Origin of the sequence: Leptolyngbya sp. AS-A5 (assembly GCF_039962495.1) — a bacterium.
In the GTDB taxonomy this organism is placed as follows: domain Bacteria; phylum Cyanobacteriota; class Cyanobacteriia; order Leptolyngbyales; family Leptolyngbyaceae; genus Leptolyngbya.
In genome coordinates this window covers 110,756-131,448 of sequence record NZ_JAMPLL010000002.1, presented here as the reverse complement: position 1 = coordinate 131,448, position 20,693 = coordinate 110,756, and the positions used below count along the sequence as shown (strand labels likewise).

The 20,693-nt window shown below is 48.0% G+C and carries 12 protein-coding genes; 10 read left to right on the top strand and 2 right to left on the bottom strand.

Annotation, left to right across the window (positions count from 1 at the left end; all coding sequences use genetic code 11):
* Entirely contained in the window at positions 1–603 is a 603-nt protein-coding gene (locus NC980_RS03065) for a Uma2 family endonuclease (RefSeq protein WP_190379660.1), read from the top strand.
* On the opposite strand, the gene NC980_RS03060 is transcribed toward NC980_RS03065, so the two are convergent.
* Positions 604–888 carry a DUF427 domain-containing protein gene (locus tag NC980_RS03060; protein ID WP_190379659.1) on the bottom strand — a complete coding sequence of 95 codons (285 nt, stop codon included), beginning with the start codon at positions 886–888 and terminating at the stop codon, positions 604–606.
* Between the two features lie 196 nt (positions 889–1,084).
* Between NC980_RS03060 and NC980_RS03055 the strand changes: the two genes are divergently transcribed.
* The 9 genes from NC980_RS03055 to NC980_RS03015 all read left to right on the top strand — a co-directional run bounded on the left by NC980_RS03055 (position 1,085) and on the right by NC980_RS03015 (position 19,554).
* Positions 1,085–2,986, top strand: coding sequence for an AMP-binding protein (locus NC980_RS03055; protein WP_190379657.1), 1,902 nt, complete (start codon positions 1,085–1,087; stop codon positions 2,984–2,986).
* 99 nt (positions 2,987–3,085) lie between these two features.
* Entirely contained in the window at positions 3,086–3,535 is a 450-nt protein-coding gene (locus tag NC980_RS03050) for a YlqD family protein (RefSeq protein ID WP_190379656.1), read from the top strand.
* Positions 3,536–3,637: 102 nt separating this feature from the next.
* Positions 3,638–5,104 (top strand): glycerol kinase GlpK, encoded by a 1,467-nt coding sequence (glpK, locus tag NC980_RS03045; RefSeq protein ID WP_190379655.1) that lies wholly within the window; start codon positions 3,638–3,640, stop codon positions 5,102–5,104.
* A 129-nt stretch (positions 5,105–5,233) separates the two neighbouring features.
* Complete coding sequence (locus NC980_RS03040; RefSeq protein WP_190379654.1) at positions 5,234–7,957, top strand: hybrid sensor histidine kinase/response regulator; 2,724 nt, start codon at positions 5,234–5,236, stop codon at positions 7,955–7,957.
* A gap of 7 nt (positions 7,958–7,964) precedes the next feature.
* Positions 7,965–9,221, top strand: a complete 1,257-nt coding sequence (locus tag NC980_RS03035; protein ID WP_190379653.1) for a response regulator — start codon at positions 7,965–7,967, stop codon at positions 9,219–9,221.
* A 104-nt stretch (positions 9,222–9,325) separates the two neighbouring features.
* Positions 9,326–15,163 carry a hybrid sensor histidine kinase/response regulator gene (locus NC980_RS03030; protein ID WP_190379652.1) on the top strand — a complete coding sequence of 1,946 codons (5,838 nt, stop codon included), beginning with the start codon at positions 9,326–9,328 and terminating at the stop codon, positions 15,161–15,163.
* 3 nt (positions 15,164–15,166) lie between these two features.
* Entirely contained in the window at positions 15,167–17,197 is a 2,031-nt protein-coding gene (locus NC980_RS03025; protein ID WP_190379651.1) for a response regulator, read from the top strand.
* A 15-nt stretch (positions 17,198–17,212) separates the two neighbouring features.
* Positions 17,213–17,656, top strand: a complete 444-nt coding sequence (locus NC980_RS03020; RefSeq protein ID WP_190379650.1) for a response regulator — start codon at positions 17,213–17,215, stop codon at positions 17,654–17,656.
* A gap of 2 nt (positions 17,657–17,658) precedes the next feature.
* Complete coding sequence (locus tag NC980_RS03015; protein WP_190379649.1) at positions 17,659–19,554, top strand: response regulator; 1,896 nt, start codon at positions 17,659–17,661, stop codon at positions 19,552–19,554.
* A 116-nt stretch (positions 19,555–19,670) separates the two neighbouring features.
* Here NC980_RS03015 and hpnH read toward each other — a convergent pair whose 3' ends face one another.
* Positions 19,671–20,684: an adenosyl-hopene transferase HpnH gene (hpnH, locus tag NC980_RS03010; protein ID WP_190379648.1), complete on the bottom strand. Its 1,014-nt coding sequence runs from the start codon at positions 20,682–20,684 to the stop codon at positions 19,671–19,673.
* Between the last annotated feature and the right edge of the window lie 9 nt (positions 20,685–20,693).

Genomic DNA, 20,693 nt, shown 5'->3' with positions numbered 1-20,693 from the left:
ATGACAACACTGCTGGTTCACTCAGAACACACTCCTTTAGCCGTTCACTTTCCCGCCCTAGCTCAGATGACGACTGAACAGTTCTACGAGTTCTGCATGGCGAATTCTGAGCTACGGATTGAACGGACTGCAACCGGAGAAGTGATCATTATGCCCCCAACTTTTTCTGATACTGGAAACCGCAACTTTAACCTTGCGGTACAGCTAGGAGTCTGGGCAGAGCAAGAGGGTACTGGAATCGGGTTTGATTCTAGTTCAGGCTTTACTCTGCCCAACGGTGCAACACGCTCTCCTGATGCCTCCTGGATTCGGCTCGATCGTTGGAATGCACTGAGCGATCAGCAAAAAGCTTCGTTTGCCCCGATTTGCCCGGATTTTGTGATTGAGTTGCGCTCAGCTAGTGATAGTTTGAGCGACCTTCAACTCAAGATGCAGGAGTACATCGACAATGGTGCGAGATTGGGATTTTTGATCGATCGCAATCCGCGCACTGTTCATGTCTATCGCCCGAATACGATGCATCAGATCATACAAAGCCCGGATTCGGTCAGTGCTGAACCAGAATTACCGGGCTTTGTGCTTCAAATGGCGAAGATTTGGTAGCTAGGCTTCGACTTTGACTCCTTTCCAGAAAGCAATGTAGCCTGCGATGTTCTTCGCGGCATCTTTGGGGGTGGGATAGTACCACGCCGCATCTTTGTTTGTTTGCCCGTTGACGACGATGCTGTAATAGCTGGCAACGCCCTTCCAACCGCAAGTGGTATGGGTGCTGCTGTCTTGAAAATATTCAGAATGAATTGAGTCGGGTGGAAAGTATTGGTTCCCCTCGACTGTTTCGGTGCGATCGCTCTCGGCTAAAACAACGCCGTTCCAAACTGCTCTTGGCATGGTTCAATCTCCAAACGCTTCGACTCACAGCCTAGCACTGATCTGGAACGAAGAAGACCCCGATCGCACTCGGCAAATTTTTTCAGCAAGAGGGGCGCTCATCAGCCACAATGAATTCTGTCTGCCCTCAATGGTTTAACCTGCGATTTAAGCAATATCGTTAGTATTAGACACTCATCCCACAGGAGTTTTGCTCATGAGCCGCGCCTACCCCTCTGTGCCGTTTGAACAAGCCCCTTATCGTAATGTGCAGTCGCTCCCCGAACTTTGGTCGATCGCTGCCAAGCGATTTGCTGATGTTTTGGCAGTTCATGATCCGCATAGTCAGCCAGAGGTTAAGCTGACCTATGCTCAACTGTATGAGCAGATGCAGCTTTTTGCGGCGGGGATTCAGGCGCTAGACATTCACACCGATGCAAGCGATGAGCTTCCAGCCCGAATTGCGCTGTTTTCGGATAACTGTCCGCGCTGGCTGATTGCCGACCAAGGCATTATGCGATCGGGTGCGGTGGATGTGGTGCGGGGTTCACAGGCTGATCCGCTGGAGTTACGCTACATTCTGGAGCATAGCGGCTCAGTGGGAGTAGTGCTGCAAGATGCGGAACTATTGAAAAAGCTGCGATCAATTCTGGCAGAAGTTCCGATCCAATTTGTGATTTTGCTGACCGATGAAACGGCAAGTTCGGACACTTATAAAGTGCTGAAGTTTTCAGAAGTGATTGAGCTTGGTAAAACTCATTCGATTCAGCCTGTGCAGCAAGACCGAAACACTTTAGCGACCTTGATGTACACATCGGGCACATCAGGAATGCCAAAAGGCGTGATGCTCAGCCACGGCAACTTGCTGTATGAAGTGAACGGTGCGTATGATGTGGCGCTGTTGCAGCCCGGAGAGCGTGTGTTAAGCATTCTTCCGATTTGGCATTGTTATGAGCGCACCTTTGAATACTTTGTGTTCTCCAACGGCTGTACTCAGATTTATACCAACATCCGCTTTGTGAAGAAAGATATCAAAGAATACCAGCCGCACTATATGGTTGGGGTTCCGCGTTTGTGGGAATCGATTTACGAAGGCATTCAGAAGCAGTTCCGCGATCAGCCTGCAAAGAAACAGAAGCTTGTGAAGTTCTTTTTAGGACAGAGCCAAAAGTATATTTTGGCGAAACGCACCGTTGAGAATTTGAACTTAGATAACCTCAATCCGTCGAGTGCGGAACAATTGAGCGCAAAAATGCAAGCCGCACTCCGCTATCCGTTTCACAAATTAGGCGATCGCTTGGTTTATGAGAAAGTTCGACAAGGTACGGGCGGCTGTTTGAAGTTTGTGGTCAGTGGTGGTGGCTCGATCGCAGAGCATTTAGAAGACTTTTTTGAAATTGTGGGCATCACCATTCTGGGAGGTTACGGGCTGACAGAAACGGCTCCGATTACCCATGCGCGTCGTCCGTGGCGGAATGTGCGTGGAGCCGATGGCGAACCGCTTCCCGGCACCGAAACCCGGATTGTTGACCCGGAAACCCACAAAGATTTACCCGTTGGGCAGCGCGGCTTAATTCTGCTGCGGGGCGCACAAATTATGCAGGGCTACTACAAGAACCCAGAAGCCACTGCCAAAGCGATCGACCCCCAAGGCTGGTTTGATACTGGAGATTTGGGCATGGTGACGCAGCACAATGATTTAATCATCACCGGACGAGCGAAGGATACGATCGTCTTAACCAACGGTGAGAACATCGAACCACAGCCGATCGAAGATGCCTGTCTCCGGAGCGCTTACATTGATCAGATCATGCTAGTTGGACAAGATCAGAAAATGCTGGGCGCACTGATTGTGCCAAACCTCGAAGCCCTAGAACAGTGGAAGGGCGGCAGCGTGGATTTGAATGATCCAGCCGTTCAAGAATTGTTCCGGCAAGAATTAGTGCGACTGGTAAAAGCGCGTCCGGGATATCGTCCGGACGATCGCATTGGCGTTTTCCGCTTGTTGAGCGAACCGTTTTCGATCGAAAACGGCTTCCTAACGCAAACGCTGAAAATTCGGCGCAACGTTGTGATGGAGCGCTACCACGGTATGATTAACGAGATGTTTTCGCTATAGCGCGATCGTCGGGAGCTAAAGCGTTTAATAGCGTTTAATATAGTCAACCTAGCTCCCGATTCCCATCGTTCAATTTTTGATCAATTTCTGAGTCACCGTATGGAAATCTCTAAGTCTCATCTGTTGTTGCAGCGTAATGTCAATATAAAAGCGGTGGTTACTCCTCGCTGGAAAGACGAAGCGCAGCAAACTCTACAGGCGCAGTTGAACCAGATTGATAGCCAGTTGCAGCAGCTTGATTTGCAGATGCAGCAGGTACTGACTGAAGTTCAACGGCAGACGCTCCAGCCGGGTAGTCCGGAGGCGTTGCAGCAGAGCGAAAACATTCGGATGCAGTTTAATCAGCGCAAAAGCGAGTTGCTAGAGCAAAAAAATCAAAGTCTACAGCAGCTTCAGCAAATCCAAATGTTGGAACTTGATCAAGAAGTGCAGCAGGGACAAATCGGCAGCGTGTTTCGGATTGAGCCGGGTGATAATTTGATTGAGAAGATGAATGTTGAAGTGCTGCTGCGCGATGGCATAGTTGAAGAAATTCGCGGCATCATTTAGGGTTCGGTGGGTCGATCGCTCTCAGTCAATATCTACAAAATGTCACGATCGACCCGCTTCAAGGAGCGCTATTGTCTGAGTTAGACGACCTCACCGCGATGTATGACCACACGATACATTCTGGCACTTGATCTGGGCACGACGGGCAATCGCGCCTTTTTATTTGACCATTCTGGCAACATTGCTGGACAGGCCTATCTAGAACTGACGCAATACTATCCGCAACCAGGATGGCTAGAGCATGATGCCGAAGAGATTTGGAATGCAACTCAATCAGTGATTCAATCCGCGCTCCAAGCGGCACAAATCGAACCGTCTGAGATTGCTGCGATCGGGCTAACCGTTCAGCGCGAAACTTGTTTACTCTGGGACAAGAACACTGGGAAACCTCTACATCGGGCGATTGTTTGGCAAGATCGGCGGACGGCTGAATTTTGTAATCAACTGCGCACTCAAGGATTGGCGGCGGAAATCTACGATCGTACTGGCTTAGTAATTGATGCTTACTTTTCTGCAACCAAGCTGAGATGGTTACTCGATCAGGTGCAGGGAATTGATTTAAGCACTGTGCTGGCGGGAACGATCGATACTTGGATTTTGTGGAAGCTCACAGGCGGTAAAGTTCACGCGACCGATCACAGTAACGCCAGTCGCACTTTATTAATGAACTTAAAAACGCTGGAATGGGATGATCGATTGCTGGAGTTGTTTGGCATTCCCGCACAGATTCTTCCCTCAATTCAGCCCAGCTTAGGAACATTTGGGATTACAAATCTGCTCGGTGTTGAGATTCCGATTACAGCAATTTTGGGAGATCAACAAGCGGCATTGTTTGGGCAAGGCTGCGATCGACCCGGTTTGATGAAATGCACCTACGGAACCGGAAGCTTTCTGGTGGCTCATACGGGATCTGAAATTGTGCGATCGGATCAGCAATTGATTTCGACGATCGCTTGGACACAAAACCATCAAATTGGCTATGCGCTTGAAGGTAGTATGTTCACCAGTGGCGCTTGCATTCAGTGGCTGCGAGATGGCTTGGGATTGATTGCGACCGCTCAGGAAACAGAAGCGATCGCCGAGCAGGTTTCAGATAGTGGCGGAGTGTACTTTGTGCCTGCCTTGAGTGGACTTGGGACACCGCACTGGGATATGAGTGCGCGGGGAGCATTTTTGGGGATTACAGGTGGAGTGCGGCGAGAACATTTAGTTCGGGCGGTACTCGAAGCGATCGCATTTCAAGTCAAAGAAGTCGTAGACGAAATTACAACCCATAGCCCGCTCCTCCTGCAAAAGTTATCGGTGGACGGCGGCGCTTGTGAGAATAACTTTCTGATGCAGCTTCAAGCGGACTTATTGGGCATTGCGATCGAGCGTCCTGCAATCCGAGATACAACCGTTCTAGGTGTTGCATTTGCGGCAGGACTGGCAGCAGGATTTTGGCAAAGTTATGATCAATTAGTTCAGCAACGAGTGATCGATCGCGTGTTTGAACCCCAATCATCCGCCATTCACGTAGACTTCAGGCAATGGCAAAAAGCAGTTGATCGCACGAAAAATTGGTCGTAGCTTCTTTAGCTATCAGATAGTTCGTAGAAACAATCCTCTGAGTCTCCAGCGATCGTGCTTTGCTGTCGCCTAATTCCTCCAGTGGGGAATGATAAGAGTGATCTTCGTCATTGCCAGCCACTTCTTGTCATGTCTCTCCGAGCTAACCACCATCGCATTCCTCTACGAACAGTGCTAATCCTGCCATTTGTTCTACAAATTTTTGCGGCAGTAGGGCTGACCGGACACGTCTCGTTAGCGAATGGACAAAAAGCAGTTCATGAATTAGCTCTGCAAATGCTGGAAAAAGTGAGCGTTCAGACGAATCAGCACCTTGATGGTTATGCCTCGAAGACACGCTATCTCACTCAAATTAACGGTGAACAAATTGATCTCGAACTGCTGAATCTGCAAGATCCCGATCGTCTCGCCCGCTTCTTTGCCAAACAAGTCAAAACCTACAACGTCGGCTACATTCTGTACGGTGCTCCTTCGGGTGATTTTGTTGCGTCCGGGTACTATCGCGAAGCCACAATTCCCAAGAACGGGAATCCAGATATCAGCGTTGTCTTACCAAAGAAGTACGGGAATCTTGACTTACATAACTATTCAACTGACGCTCAAAGCAAGCCGATCGCACGATTTGAGACGGTCAAGGATTACCAATTTCAAAAAGAAGGATGGTACGCCAAGAGTGCAACTACAGGAAAACTGGGCTGGAGCGAAATCTATCAATGGGAAACCAATAACTATCCGTTAGCGATCGCCACAAGTCGGCCAATTTACGACCAGCAAGGAAAGTTTGTGGGGAGCCTGGGTGTAGAACAGCGCCTCTCGCAAATTGGTGACTTTCTCAATCAGATTCGCGTCAGTCAGGCCAGTCAAATCTTTGTCCTAGAGCGTAATGGATTACTGGTAGCAAACTCTGGTCAATCGCCTGTTTTCTCAGTGACAGACGGCAAGCCCCGACGATTACGCGGCTCAGAAAGTTCAGATCTGTTAATCCGATCGACCGCTCAACATCTAGGCGATCGCCTTCGCAACTTACAAACCAGTCAGCAGCTAGAATTTGACTTTCAAGGAGAACGGCAGTTTGTGCAGGTGTCTCCCTGGCGCGATGAGTGGGGTTTGGACTGGATTGTCGTGGTGACTCTGCCGGAATCCCATTTCATGGGGCAGATCAACGCCAATACTCGCAGCACCGTTCTACTATGTTTGGGCGCTTTGGCAATTACCACAGTTCTCGGTATTCTTACGGCTCGTTGGATTACGCGCCCGATTCTAGAACTGCAAGCCGCGAGTGAAGCCATTGCGGCTGGAAACCTCGATCGCACCGTCAAAATCAAAAGCATTAGCGAACTTCAAGCTCTGGGGCGATCGTTCAATCAAATGGCGGCACAACTTAAAATGTCGTTTACCCAACTCGAAGATCGCGTAGCAGAACGGACGATCGAACTTCAGCAGGCGAAAGAACTGGCAGACGAGGCAAACCAAGCCAAAAGCGAATTTCTTGCCAATATGAGCCACGAACTGCGAACGCCGTTAAACGGAATTCTCGGTTACGCGCAAATTTTAGGACGATCGAGAGCACTGCCTGAAAAAGAACGCCATGGAATTAACGTCATTCACCAGTGCGGCTCTCATCTTCTGATGTTAATCAACGACATCCTCGATCTATCTAAAATTGAAGCCCGCAAACTAGAGCTGTCCCCCCAAGCGATTCACTTTCCCGCTTTTTTGCAGGGCATTGTTGAAATTTGTCGCGTTCGAGCCGAGCAAAAAGCGATTCAGTTTCATTTTGAGCCAGATCCTGACCTGCCTGTAGGAATTGCTGTCGATGAAAAGCGCTTGCGTCAAGTTTTGCTCAATCTTGTAGGAAATGCGATCAAGTTCACCGATCGAGGTCGCGTTACTCTCAGCGTCTGTCAGATTGCAGCGGCACCTGATCAAACGGTTCAACTCCGATTCGTTGTTGCAGATACCGGAGTGGGGATTGCACCAGAGCATATCAATCGGCTCTTTCAAGCCTTTGAGCAAGTCGGGGAACAACAACGCAAAACCGAAGGAACGGGTCTTGGACTCGCGCTCAGTCAGCAGATTGTGCAACTTATGGGGGGACAGATTCGCGTCAAAAGCCAGCTAGGCGTGGGGAGCGATTTTTATTTCGAGGTGAAAGTTCCGATTGCTCTGGACTGGAGTCAACAGCAAACCGCTACAGCAGGCAATATTATTGGCTATGAGGGCGCAAGACGACACATTCTGGTGATCGACGATCGCTGGGAAAATCGTGCGGTTCTGCTGCATTTATTAGAACCTCTGGGATTTGTGGTGACAGAAGCGGAACATGGGCAAGCAGGCTTAGCGCAACTTTCTCAAGCCGTTCCTGATTTGATCATCACGGATTTAGCTATGCCCGTGATGGATGGCTTTACGCTGTTGCAACAGATTCGGCAGAACGATCGACTCAAATCGCTGACGGTGATTGTTTCCTCTGCTTCCGTTGCCCCCTCAGAGCAGCAAAGCAGCTTTGAGGCAGGCGGCGATGACTTTCTCGCAAAGCCTGTGCAAGTTCAGGAATTATTAAGCTTGCTCGAAAAGCATCTCAATCTCACCTGGACATCCGAAGCATCTCAGCCAAAATCGCTAACCTCACTAACCGAACGACTTGCCCCACCTACGGCTGATTTACAAGTCTGGCTAGAACTCGCGCAAGAAGGACGATTGAAAAAACTCATTCGGCTCGCAGAACAATTGCAGCAGCAAGACGATCGTTATCAGCCCTTTGTGCAACAGGTGATCCAGCTTGCAAAACAGTTTCAGAGCGAGCAAATTGAAGCATTTATACAGCAATATCTCCCATCATCTCTCCCATAATCATCCTATGTCTGACCTCACAGGTTTAATTTTGATTGTTGATGATACACCGACGAATTTAGAAGTGATTTCAGAGGCACTGAGCGATGCCGGATTTGATATCGCGATCGCCACTAGCGGCGATCGTGCCCTTCAGCAGCTAGAACGCCGCTTACCTGACTTAATCTTGCTCGATGTGATGATGCCAGGAATTGATGGCTTTGAAACCTGCCGTCGGATTAAGGCGAATTCTCGGACTCACGACATTCCGATCATTTTCATGACTGCGCTTGCTGATACAGATAGCAAAGTTAAATCTTTTGATCTTGGAGCCGTAGACTTCATCACTAAACCATTTCACGAAAGAGAAGTCTTAGCACGAGTTAGAACTCATTTACAGTTGCATTGCCTGACTCAGAACTTAGCCGAGCAAGTCGCCCAAAAAGCCGAAGCGCTCGAAGCCTCACAGCTACAACTGATTCAAAACGAAAAAATGTCAGCCCTGGGTAATTTGGTTGCAGGAGTGGCGCACGAAATCAATAATCCGATCGCGTGTATTGTTGGCAATGTGAATGCGATTCACAATTCAGTCACAGAATTGTTTGAGGTTATTGATCTCTACTGCAAAAAATTTCCTGAGCCTGGAGCAGAAATCGAAGCGGCACTGGAAGATCTAGACTATCTGCGCGAGGATTTACCAAAGCTGATTAGAACGCTACAAGACAGCGGCGATCGCATTACCGCAATTAGTAGAAGTCTTCGCACGTTTTCCCGCGCGGATACCGATCAAAAGCAGCAGTTTAACCTGCACGAAGGCATTGATAGTACCCTTTTAATTTTGCGGCATCGGCTCAAGGCAAATGCGCGGCGACCAGAGATTCAGGTGGTTACAGAGTACGGTCAACTGCCGATGCTTCAATGTTTTCCGGGACAACTGAATCAGGTGTTTATGAATCTGCTGGCGAATGCGATCGATGCGCTTGAAGAATCGAATCGAGAACGCAGCTACAGTCAGATTCAAGCTAATCCGAATCAGATTATTATTCGCACGGCAATCGAGCAAGATCAGGTAAAAGTTTCGATCGCGGATAATGGCGTTGGAATTCCAGAGACGATTAAAGAGAAAATATTTCACCAGCGATTCACCACAAAAGCAGTCGGTAAAGGCACAGGATTAGGCTTAGCGATCGTGCAAAAAATCATCGTAGACAACCATCGTGGAACGATTCAGATGAAGACTGAGAAAAACAAAGGGACAGAATTTGTGCTGACATTACCGCTTTGATACATTACAAATTTTCTAGATGTCGCAAAATTAATTTAAGTACAATTTAAGAATATTTATCTTTCATCTGTTTTAGAGTGTTAAAACAGCACTGAAAGAACATTATGGACATTGAGGACTGTAAGCTACTAGAAGTCCTGCATCAAGGCACCTACACCATTCTCTATCGTGCTGCTATCGCGCAAAACTCCGATCAAGTGGCACTTAAAGTTTCAAAGACAGACCATCCGAAAGTTGAAGAGCTGACTCGCTTAAAACACGAATATAAGATTCTTCAGGGCTTGAACATTCCCGGAGTGATTCAACCCCTTGCTTTAGAAAATTACCGCGGCGGATGTGCGATCGTTTTACCCGACCTTCAAGGACAGTCCCTTGATACCTTTCTGGCACAACAGCCTTTAGCTTTAGAGCATTTTTTGCGGCTTGCGATTCAACTTGCAGCTATCTTGGTGCAGCTTCATCAGAACAAAATTATTCACAAAGATCTCAATCCCCACAATATTCTGATCAAGCCTGACTCGCTTGAAGTTCAGATTTTTGACTTTAGTGTTGCTTCTTGTCTTTCAAAAGAGGAGAAAACCGATCGTACAATTTCCCTCATTGAGGGCAATTTAAGCTACATTGCACCAGAGCAAACCGGAAGAATGAATCGATCGATTGACTATCGATCGGATTTCTACAGCTTAGGTGTCACCTTTTATCAAATGCTCACCGGACAGTTGCCCCATGAAACGACTGATCCTCTAGAACTCATTCATTGCCACATCGCCAAAAATCCGGTTTCTCCATCGAGCCTCAATGCTGATATTCCTGCAGTGGTATCAGACATTGTGATGAAGCTTTTAGCGAAAACCGCAGAAGAGCGATATCAGAGCGCGCTTGGGCTACAAGCGGATTTAGAAACCTGTTGGCGATCGCTCTCAACCGTCGGCAAAATTGCTGAATTCAAAATTGGAGAACTGGATTTATTCAGTCAATTTTCAATTCCACAAAAGCTTTATGGACGGGAATTAGAAGTTCAGGCATTGTTGGCGGCATTCGATCGCGTTGGTGCTTCAAAGGGTCACACCGAACTGCTGTTAGTCGGTGGTTATTCTGGGGTTGGTAAATCTTCATTAGTCAACGAAGTGCATCGGTCGATCGCATCACGCGGCAGGGGATACTTTATTTCGGGTAAGTTTGATCAGTTCAAGCGTAGTATTCCTTATGCTGCATTGATTCAGGCGTTTCAGGAATTAATTCGGCAGCTTCTGACTGAGAGCGATCGAGAGATAACGGACTGGCGATCGCGATTGATGAGTGCGATCGGGGTGAATGGTCAAGTCATCATTGATGTGTTTCCTGATGTAGAGCGAATTATTGGAAAACAGCCTCCTGCTCCTTCACTCGATGCCGTTCAATCCCAGAATCGATTTCATCGCGTTTTTCAGCAATTTATTCAGGTCTTTAGTCAGCCACAGCATCCTTTAGTGGTGTTCCTGGATGATTTGCAGTGGGCGGATTTATCCTCACTGAAGCTGATTGAACGAATCATTAATACGTCAGAGCATCAAGGACTACTGCTGATTGGAGCTTATCGAGACAATGAAGTCAGTCTGTCTCATCCTCTGATTCAGACCTTAGAGCAGATTCGACAAGCGGGAGCGACGATCAATCAGATTGTGCTGCAACCCTTGAATCCAAAACAGGTTACTCAACTTATCGCTGAAACTTTGCACACTGGATTAAATCTAGCTGAGCCGTTAGCGGATCTGGTATGGCGTAAAACGCAGGGGAATCCATTCTTTGTGACGCAATTGCTAAAATCGCTGCATCAAGACGATCGCCTGAGATTTGACTTTCAGCAGCGCTGCTGGGAATGGAACCCCGATCAGCTTCAAGACATTGATATGACTGAGAACGTGGTGGAGTTGATGGTCAGCCGAGTGCAAAAACTCTCACAGACCACTCAATCGGTTTTAAAGTTAGCGGCTTGTATTGGAAGTACGTTCAATCTCAATGTTCTATCCATTATCTATCAGCGATCGATCCCGGAAACCGCCCAAGATTTGTGGGAAGCCCTGCAAGCGGGATTCGTGTTGCCCCTGTCTGAGTCTTACAAAACTCCACTGGTCTTCGATCGACTCGATACAGTTCAGAAAGAGATTGGCTATAAGTTTTTGCACGATCGGGTGCAGCAAGCTGCTTATTCTCTGATTCCAGAACCAGAACGCGAAGCAACGCATCTAAAAATCGGTCGATTGCTACTGCAAAACACATCTCCCGATGATCGCCAAGAAATGATTTTCTCACTGGTGAATCATCTCAATGTGGGTCGAGCCTTGCTGACTTCAAAAGCAGAACGGGATGAGTTAGCAGAACTAAATTTAATTGCAGGTGAAAAAGCAAAAGTTGCGATCGCCTACGAATCTGCGCTGCGTTATCTCAAGATTGGAATTAGTTTACTGAGTGAAGAATGTTGGCTTCAGCGCTATGACTTCACGCTGAAGCTGTATGAAACTGCGATCGAAGTTGCTTATCTACAAGGCGACTTTGAACAGATGGAGCAATGGGCGGCGATCGTTTTGCAGCAGGCAAACAGCGCGACCGACAAAATGAAAGTCTATGAGATCAAAATTCAAGCGCGGATGGCGCAGATGAAGCAGCTTGAAGCCGTGGAAATTGGCTTACAAGCTTTGGCGCAATTAGGCGTGGAATTCCCGATTTCACCGACTGCGGCACAGGTGCAACAGACGATCGCTAACACAGCCGCGAACTTAGCTGGAAAAAACATCGAAGCTCTCATCGATCTGCCGTTAATGAGCGATCCAGAGCAGTTAATGACCATCCAAATGCTCGCCAGTTTAGGTTCTCCGACTTATCAATCCGCACCGATGCTGTTTCCACTGGTGATTTGTGAGCAAGTCAATTTATCGCTGCAATATGGAAATTCTTCGTCTTCAGCTTATAGCTATGTGTGTTACGGGGTCATTCTGAGTGGCATTGTTCATGATCCAGAGTCGGCTTACCAGTTTGGACAGTTGGCGCTCAGATTGCTCGATCGCTTTGGCACTTTAGCTCCGCAAGCTCAAACTCGGTTCGTGGCTGGAGCCTGTACAATGCACGGAAAAGTCCATGTCAGAGACATCTTGCCGCTATTGCTTTACACCTACCACAGTGGAGTCGAACAAGGACACTTAGAATATAGTGGTTATGCTGCGATGCAACGAGGACAATATGCTTATTTGAGCGGAGAAGAACTGCCTCAGCTCGCCCCCGAACTGGCAACCGTGAGCGCTGCACTCACGCAACTCAAGCAGGAAAACGCCTCAAGCTGGAATCGTATCTTTGAACAGAGTGTACTGAATCTGCTGCAATCGATACCGCATTCTTGTCGATTGCTCGGTGAAGCGTACAACGAAGAAGAGTTTTTACCGCTCCTACAAGCAGCAAACGATCGCACCGGACTGCATTATTTATATTTCAATAAGCTGCTGCTCTGTTACTTGTTGAACTGCCATCGGCAAGCTCTAGAATATGCAACTCAGGCTGAAGCTTATCTAGACGGAGTGCAAGCATTTTTGGTTGTGCCTGTGTTTTATTTCTATGATTCTCTGGTGCAGATGACGATCGCTCAGCCTGATTTAGAGAAAGTCAACTGCAATCAAGCCAAGCTAAAGATTTGGGCAACTGCCGCACCGATGAACTTTCAGCATAAGTACGATTTGGTTGAAGCAGAGCGATCAAGATGCCTGGGAAATCGCAGTGAAGCGATCGAGCGATACGATCAAGCGATTTCTGGTGCAATTACACACGGCTATCTGCACGAAGCCGCGATCGCCAACGAACGCGCCGCAGAATTCTACTTCTCACTTCACAAAGACAAAATTGCTCAAGCCTATCTAAGGGATGCTTATGAGGGATATCAGCGCTGGGGGGCGATCGCCAAAGTCAGACAGCTCGAACAACAGTACCCAACGCTTTTCACCCGCTCTTCTGAACCGAATCAAACGTTAGACTTGGCAACCGTGATGAAAGCAGCGCAGGTGCTTTCGAGTGAAATTGTGCTCGATCGCTTGCTTACGAAGTTGATGCAGCTTGTAATCGAGAATGCAGGGGCAGAATCTGGATTGCTCTTGCTCGAAAAGACGGGATCGCTCCAAGTCGCAGCATCGCAAGGAATGCAGCTTTATTCAGCTGCAATCGTGAATTATGTTGCGAGAACTGGTGAATCGATCGTCCTCGATCAAGCTGCCGTGCAGGGCGCATTTACAAGAGATGGCTATGTTGTGGAGCATCAACCCAAATCCGTTCTATGTGCGCCAATTCTGCATCAAGGAAAGCTCACAGGCGTTCTATATCTAGAGAACAATCTCACGATCGCGGCATTTACCCCAGAGCGGCTTGAAGTGCTGCAATTGCTGGCGGCGCAAGCAGCGATTGCGATCGAAAATGCCCGACTCTATGCAGATTTAGAAGAAGCAAAGCGCACCCTCGAAGGCAAAGTCATTCAGCGCACTAGAGAACTTCAGTTTAAAAACATTCATCTACAGCAAGAAATGAGTGAGCGCCAACGAGCAGAAAGAGCGGCGGCAGCAGCAAACCAGGCAAAGAGCGAATTTCTTGCCAACATGAGCCACGAACTCCGCACTCCATTAAATGGCATTCTCGGCTTTGCTCAGATTCTCAACAAAGATGCAACCTTCACAGAGTCCCAAAAGAATGGAATTCGCATTATTCATCGCTGCGGTGAACATCTATTGACGTTGATCAACGATGTATTGGATTTGTCGCGGATCGAAGCTCGAAAAATGGAGCTTCACTGCAACGATTTCTATTTATCTGAACTGTTAGAGGGAGTTGTTGCCATCTGTGGCATCCGGGCCACTCAAAAAGGAATTACGTTTCGCGATGAAACTCAGTCTCCGCTACCGAGATTGATTCGAGCCGATGAAAAACGACTAAGACAAGTTCTGATCAACCTATTAGGCAACGCGGTGAAGTTTACCGATCGCGGTCACGTCACCTTTAAGGTCGGCTATGTTTCTGCATTTGAACCGACTGCTGAAGCGGCAACAAAGGTGCGATTTCAAGTTGAAGATACGGGAGTCGGAATGTCTCCAGACCAGCTACAGGAGATTTTTCAACCGTTTAAACAGGTGGGTGAACGTCGTCATCAAACCGAAGGGACGGGGCTTGGACTTGCAATCAGTCGGGATTTAATCCGGTTGATGGGCAGTGAGATTCATGTCCGCAGCACACCCGGAGAAGGCAGCGTCTTTTGGTTTGATTTAGATTTAGTGGAGGTGTGTTACTTACCTGGCACGATCGAACAATCTCGGATTCGTGGATTTAAGGGCGATCGAACCATTCTTGTGGTAGACGACAAAGCAGAAAATCGCGAGGTTTTAGTCAATCTACTGAAGCCCTTGGGATTTGAGGTGATTGAAGCGATCGACGGACAAGATGCCCTAGAAAAAGCACAACAGTTTCACCCCGATGCGATCTTGCTTGATTTAGTCATGCCTAGGATGGATGGGTTTGAGACGACTCGCCAACTTCGCCTGTCTGAAAATCTGCATGAAACCGTGATTATTGCGACTTCAGCTAGTGTGTTTGCAATGGATCAACAAAGAAGCCGAGAGGTAGGCTGTGACGGCTTTTTATCGAAACCGATTCGTGAGATAGAGCTATTAGAGCAGCTATCAGCTCATCTCAAGCTAGACTGGATTCAAGAAGCATCTCCTCAACCGAGCTTGCAATCCGAATTGGTTGCGCCACCTGCCGCAGAACTGTCAATGCTACAAAATCTCGCGATGATGGGCGACTTAAAAGCGATCGTACAGCGCTCTGAGCAATTAGAGCAGCAAAGGCCGGAGTTTACAGCGTTTACGACTCATCTCCGCCAGCTGGCAAAATCCTTTAAGAGAAAACAAATTTTAGAGTTCATCAACTCATTCTGATAAATGATTGATCAGCGAGGCAGTATGTCTGAGCCAGGCGTAATTTTAGTGGTCGATGATACTTTGACCAATTTGGAAGTTTTGTTTGAGTCTTTGAACAATGCAAACTTCCGAATCTTAGTTGCAGAAGATGGAGAAAGCGCAATCTCTATTGCAAACTACGCGCGACCCGATCTGATTTTGCTAGATATTCTCATGCCTGAGATGGATGGCTTTGAAACCTGCCGCCAGCTAAAAGCAAATCACACAACCGCAGAAATTCCAGTCATCTTTATGTCAGCCCTGACTGAAACGACCGATAAAGTGAAAGGTTTCAGCTTGGGCGCTGTCGATTACATTACAAAACCCTTTCAGCAAGAAGAAGTTCTTGCCCGTGTGCAAACACACCTCCGGCTTCAGCAACTGGCGCGCCAGCTCAGGGAGCGAATGACACAGGAACAAGCCGCTAGAGCCGAAGCTGAAACCCAACGCAACCGCGCCAACAATATTCTCGAAAGCATTACCGATAGCTTTTTTGCGTTGGATCAAAACTGGCACTTCACGTATGTCAATAGTCAAGCAGAATTGACGTTGCAAAGAAAACGAGAAGACTTAATCGGCAAGAACATCTGGGACGAATTTCCTGAAGCTGTGGGGGCCGAGTTTTATCAGCAATACCATCGGGTTCGGACTGAGCAAGTTGCGGTTAAGTTTGAAGCCTTCTATGCTCCTTTGAACGCCTGGATGGCGGTTCATGCTTATCCAGCCAAAGATGGAATTTCAGTGTATTTTCAAGACATCAGCGATCACCATCGCAAACAACAAGAACTCGATCGTCTGTATCAACGATCGCAGCTTTTTGCGGATGTCACGCTAAAGGTGCGCCAATCGCTCAATGTTGATGAGGTGATGCAAACGGCAGTCGCTGAGGTGCAGGAACTTTTGCAAACCGATCGCGTTTTAATCTATCGCTTGTGGGCAGATGGAACGGGCAGCGGAGTGGCTGAAGCTGTTTTACCCGGTTGGACACCCGTACTGGGACGAAAGTTTCCTGAAGAAGTGTTTCCACTCACCCACCGGGAGCGATATCGCCAGGGCAGAATTGCCAAAATCTCGGACGTGAAGAATCAGCAGGAGAAAGTGGCAGGATGCCTAATCGAATTTGTGCAACAGTTCCAGGTTCGAGCCAAGTTAGTTGTGCCCATTTTGATTAAGTCAGAACTCTGGGGATTGCTGATTGCTCATCACTGTCGATCGCCGCGAACCTGGACAGAGTTTGAAACTGAATTGCTTCAGCAACTTGCCGATCAAGTCGGAATTGCGTTGAATCAAGCACAGCTTCTAGAGCAAGAAACCCGCAACTCGCAGGAACTAGCGCGATCGAACGCAGATTTGCAGCAATTCGCTTACATTGCCTCTCACGACTTACAAGAACCGCTAAGAATGATCACCAGCTATCTGCAATTGTTGGAGCGGCGCTATAAAGACCAATTAGACGAAAGCGCTAACGACTTTATTAGCTATGCGGTCGATGGTGCGGCCCGCATGAAGACGCTGATTAATGATTTGCTCGCATATTCACGAGTGCAAACCCGTGGTAAGCCGTTTGAGCTAGTGGACTGCAACGAAAGTGTCGAGCAAGCGATCGCCAATCTGAAACTTGCGATCGAAGACAATCAAGCAACCCTGATTTGTGATCCTCTGCCTGAAGTGATGGCAGATCGAACTCAGATGATTCAGCTCTTTCAGAATTTAATCAGCAATGCGTTGAAGTTTCGTTGTGCTGAGGTTCCGATTATTCGGATTTCAGCCGAGTTGCGATCGGAAGAATGGCTGTTTCGGGTTCAGGACAATGGCATCGGCATTGAAGCGCAGTACGCCGAGCGAATTTTTGTGATTTTCCAGCGATTGCACAACCGCACTGAATATCCAGGGACAGGCATCGGACTTGCAGTTTGTAAAAAAATTATTGAGCGGCATGGTGGAACAATATGGGTAGAGTCTCAGACTGGAAAAGGTTCAACGTTCTGTTTTACCATTGCAGCCCAACCTTAAACGGAGTCACCCGCCTTGAATAGTTCCCTTAATCGACAAATCGAGATTTTGCTCATTGAAGACAACCCTGGCGATGTCAGGCTCACCGAAGAAGTTTTGAAAGAAGGAAAAATCTTCAGCCGTTTAAGCGTGGTTGAAGATGGGGTGCAAGCGATCGACTTCTTGCACCACCAAGGAGGATTCGCCCGGGTGCCTCGCCCAGATTTGATTTTGCTAGATTTAAATTTGCCGCGCAAATCCGGGCGAGAAGTGCTAGAAGAAATAAAGCTGAGTTCTGACTTTAGACGGATACCAGTTGTTGTCTTAACCACTTCTCAATCTGAGGACGATATTCTCCGCGCTTATGACTTTCACGCCAATTGTTACATTACAAAACCAATCGACCTCGAACAATTCATAAGAGTGGTTCGATCGATAGAGGCATTCTGGCTAACCACTGTGAAACTTCCACCAGAATAAAAATGATAGATATCCCTTTGATTAAAGTGTTGCTGATCGAAGACAATCCTGGCGATGCTCGGTTATTGCAGGAGCTGTTGGTTGAGGTGCGCTCAGCCCGATTTGAGTTGATTCAGGTTGAGCGATTAAGCCAGGGCTTACAACAGCTTCAGGCACAGAGCTTTGATGTCATTTTGCTCGATCTGTCTTTACCGGATGCCCAAGGACTAGAGACGTTTATTCAATTGCATCAGCGCGATCGCAACACTCCGATTGTAGTGATCACGGGGTTGAATGATGAGACTCTGGCGAGCCATGCGGTGCAAAGTGGCGCACAGGATTATCTAGTAAAAGATCAAGTCACGGGCGATGTGCTGGTGCGATCAATTCGATATGCGATCGAGCGTAAACGCGCCGAACAAAAGATTCGAGAGCAAGCAGCACTGCTGGATATTGCCACCGATGCGATTTTAGTTCAGGATTTAGACGGACGGATCTTATTCTGGAATAAGGGTGCAGAGCGGCTCTACGGCTGGTGTGCGGCGGAAATTGTTGGTCGCCCTTATGAATCGCTTTCTCCCAACTCCGAGTTTGCCCCTGAAGCGGCTCAGAGCATCCTCTTTGAGCAGGGAGAATGGTCAGGCGAGCTGCAACGTACCACTAAGAGCGGCAAAACTGTCACCGTCGAGAGCCGTTGGTCGCTGGTGCGCGGCGATGATGATCAGCCAAAATCAATCTTAGTCGTAAGTACCGATGTCACCGAGAAGAAGAAGCTAGAGGCGCAGTTTTTGCGAGTTCAGCGCATGGAAAGCATTGGAACTTTAGCGAGCGGTCTAGCGCATGACCTCAACAACATTCTCACACCGATCCTAGCAACCGCACAATTGTTACAGTTTAAGTTTCCGCATCTGGATGAACGTAATCAGCGATTGTTAAAGATGTTGGAGACGAACGCGAAGCGTGGAGCCGCTTTAGTGAAGCAGGTTCTATTGTTTGCCCGCGGAGTTGAGGGCGAACAAGCTGTACTGCAATTAGAACCTTTGATTCTTGAAACACAGCAGATTGCCCAGGAAACCTTTCCAAAGTCGATCACGATCGAAACCAAAATCGCCGGGAGCTTATGGTCGATCGGGGGTAACGCAACCCAGCTTCATCAGGTGCTTATGAACCTCTGTGTGAATGCCCGTGATGCGATGCCAGACGGCGGAACACTAACCATTTCGGCTGAAAATCAATTAGTTGATCAAGCGTATGCCCAAGCAAATCTGGATGCGCGAGTGGGTTCGTTTGTAAAACTCACGGTTGCCGACACCGGAACAGGCATTCCTCCGGAGGTCGTCGATCGCATCTTTGAGCCGTTTTTTACGACCAAAGAGATTGGTAAAGGAACAGGTCTTGGTCTTTCAACGGTGCTAGGAATTATCCAAGGTCACGGTGGGTTTGTGAGCGTCAACAGTAAGGTAGGGCAGGGAACGCAGTTCGATCTATTTTTGCCCGCAGTGATGGCAATGAATGTTCAGGAACCCCAAGCCGCAGAAATTTTGTCCGGACATGAAGAGTTGGTGCTGATTGTGGATGATGAAGCGGCAATTCGAGAAAGCAGCAAGGCTTTGTTAGAGGCGTATCATTATCAAGTGTTAACCGCAGCTAACGGTAGCGAAGCGATCGCTCTCTATCATCAGCATCAAAAGGATATCCAGGTCGTGCTGGTGGATATGATGATGCCGGTGATGGATGGTGCAACCACAATCGATCGACTGTATGAAATTAACTCACAGGTTAAAGTGATTGCAATCAGTGGCATTGTTTCGCGATCACAAACGGCGGCAACGAAAGAGGCGGATCGATTCTTGCAAAAGCCTTATACGGCTGAAGAGCTTCTAAGTACGATGCGTCAGGTGTGTGGGGCGATCGCTTAACTGAATCTATCTGATGTTTCAATCACGAGCAGATCAGCTTTAAAGACGCGAACACCGTAGGTGCAGCGAAGCTTCTAATCGCGTCTTCAAAGCTGATCATCGTAGAACGAAGTTCACTATCCGCCCAACACCGAAGTCACTGCCCGTCCAATATTCTGAGGCTGCATCGCATCCATCGCCGCAGTCGGCTCATATCCACAATGCACCATGCAATCCGCACACTTTGGATTTCCACTCTTACGCCCGTATTGGCTCCAATCGGTGTGATCCAGTAGCTCTTGGAAAGTCTTGTAATGTCCTTCGTTCAACAAATAACAAGGCTTTTGCCAGCCCAAAACGCTATAGCTCGGACTGCCCCAAGGCGTACACTCATAGTCTTTCTCACCAATGAGAAAATCAAGAAACAATGGATTATGGCTAAAGTTCCACTTCTTACCCAACTTCAGCGGTGCCAGAATCTGGCGGAACAATGCTTTCGTCTGTTCGCGCTTGAGGAAATGATCCTGATCCGGTGCCCATTCGTAAGAATATCCCGGAGAAAGTTGCATTCCATCCACACCAAGCTCAGTCAGAAAATCGAAGAATTCGTGCATCTCTTTGGGATTAGCACCGTCGAAAATCGTCGTGTTGGTGTTAACTTGGAAGCCTCTTGCCTTTGCTGCTTTAATGGCTTTCACAGCAGTATCGAACACCCCTTTACGATCGACACACTGATCATGCAACTCGCGCATTCCGTCTAAATGCACCATAAATGTGAAATAAGGCGAAGGCTTGAACTTATCAAGGCTTTTCTCTAGCAACAGTCCATTGGTGCAGAGATAGATAAATTTCTTGCGATCGACCAATCCCTGAACGATTTCTGCAATCTGCGGGTGCAGCAATGGTTCACCGCCTGGAATCGACACCACAGGAGCGCCACACTCTTCAGCGGCTGCAAAACATTGTTCAGGAGTTAAATTTTGCTTCAGCACTTCGACGGGATGCTGGATTTTACCGCAGCCCGTACACGCGAGATTGCAGCGAAAAAGCGGTTCAAGCATCAACACCAATGGAAAGCGCTTGCGACCCATTAGGCGCTGTTTGACTAAATAAGAACCCACTCCGACGACTTGCTGTAGGGGAACTCCCATCGCTATCTC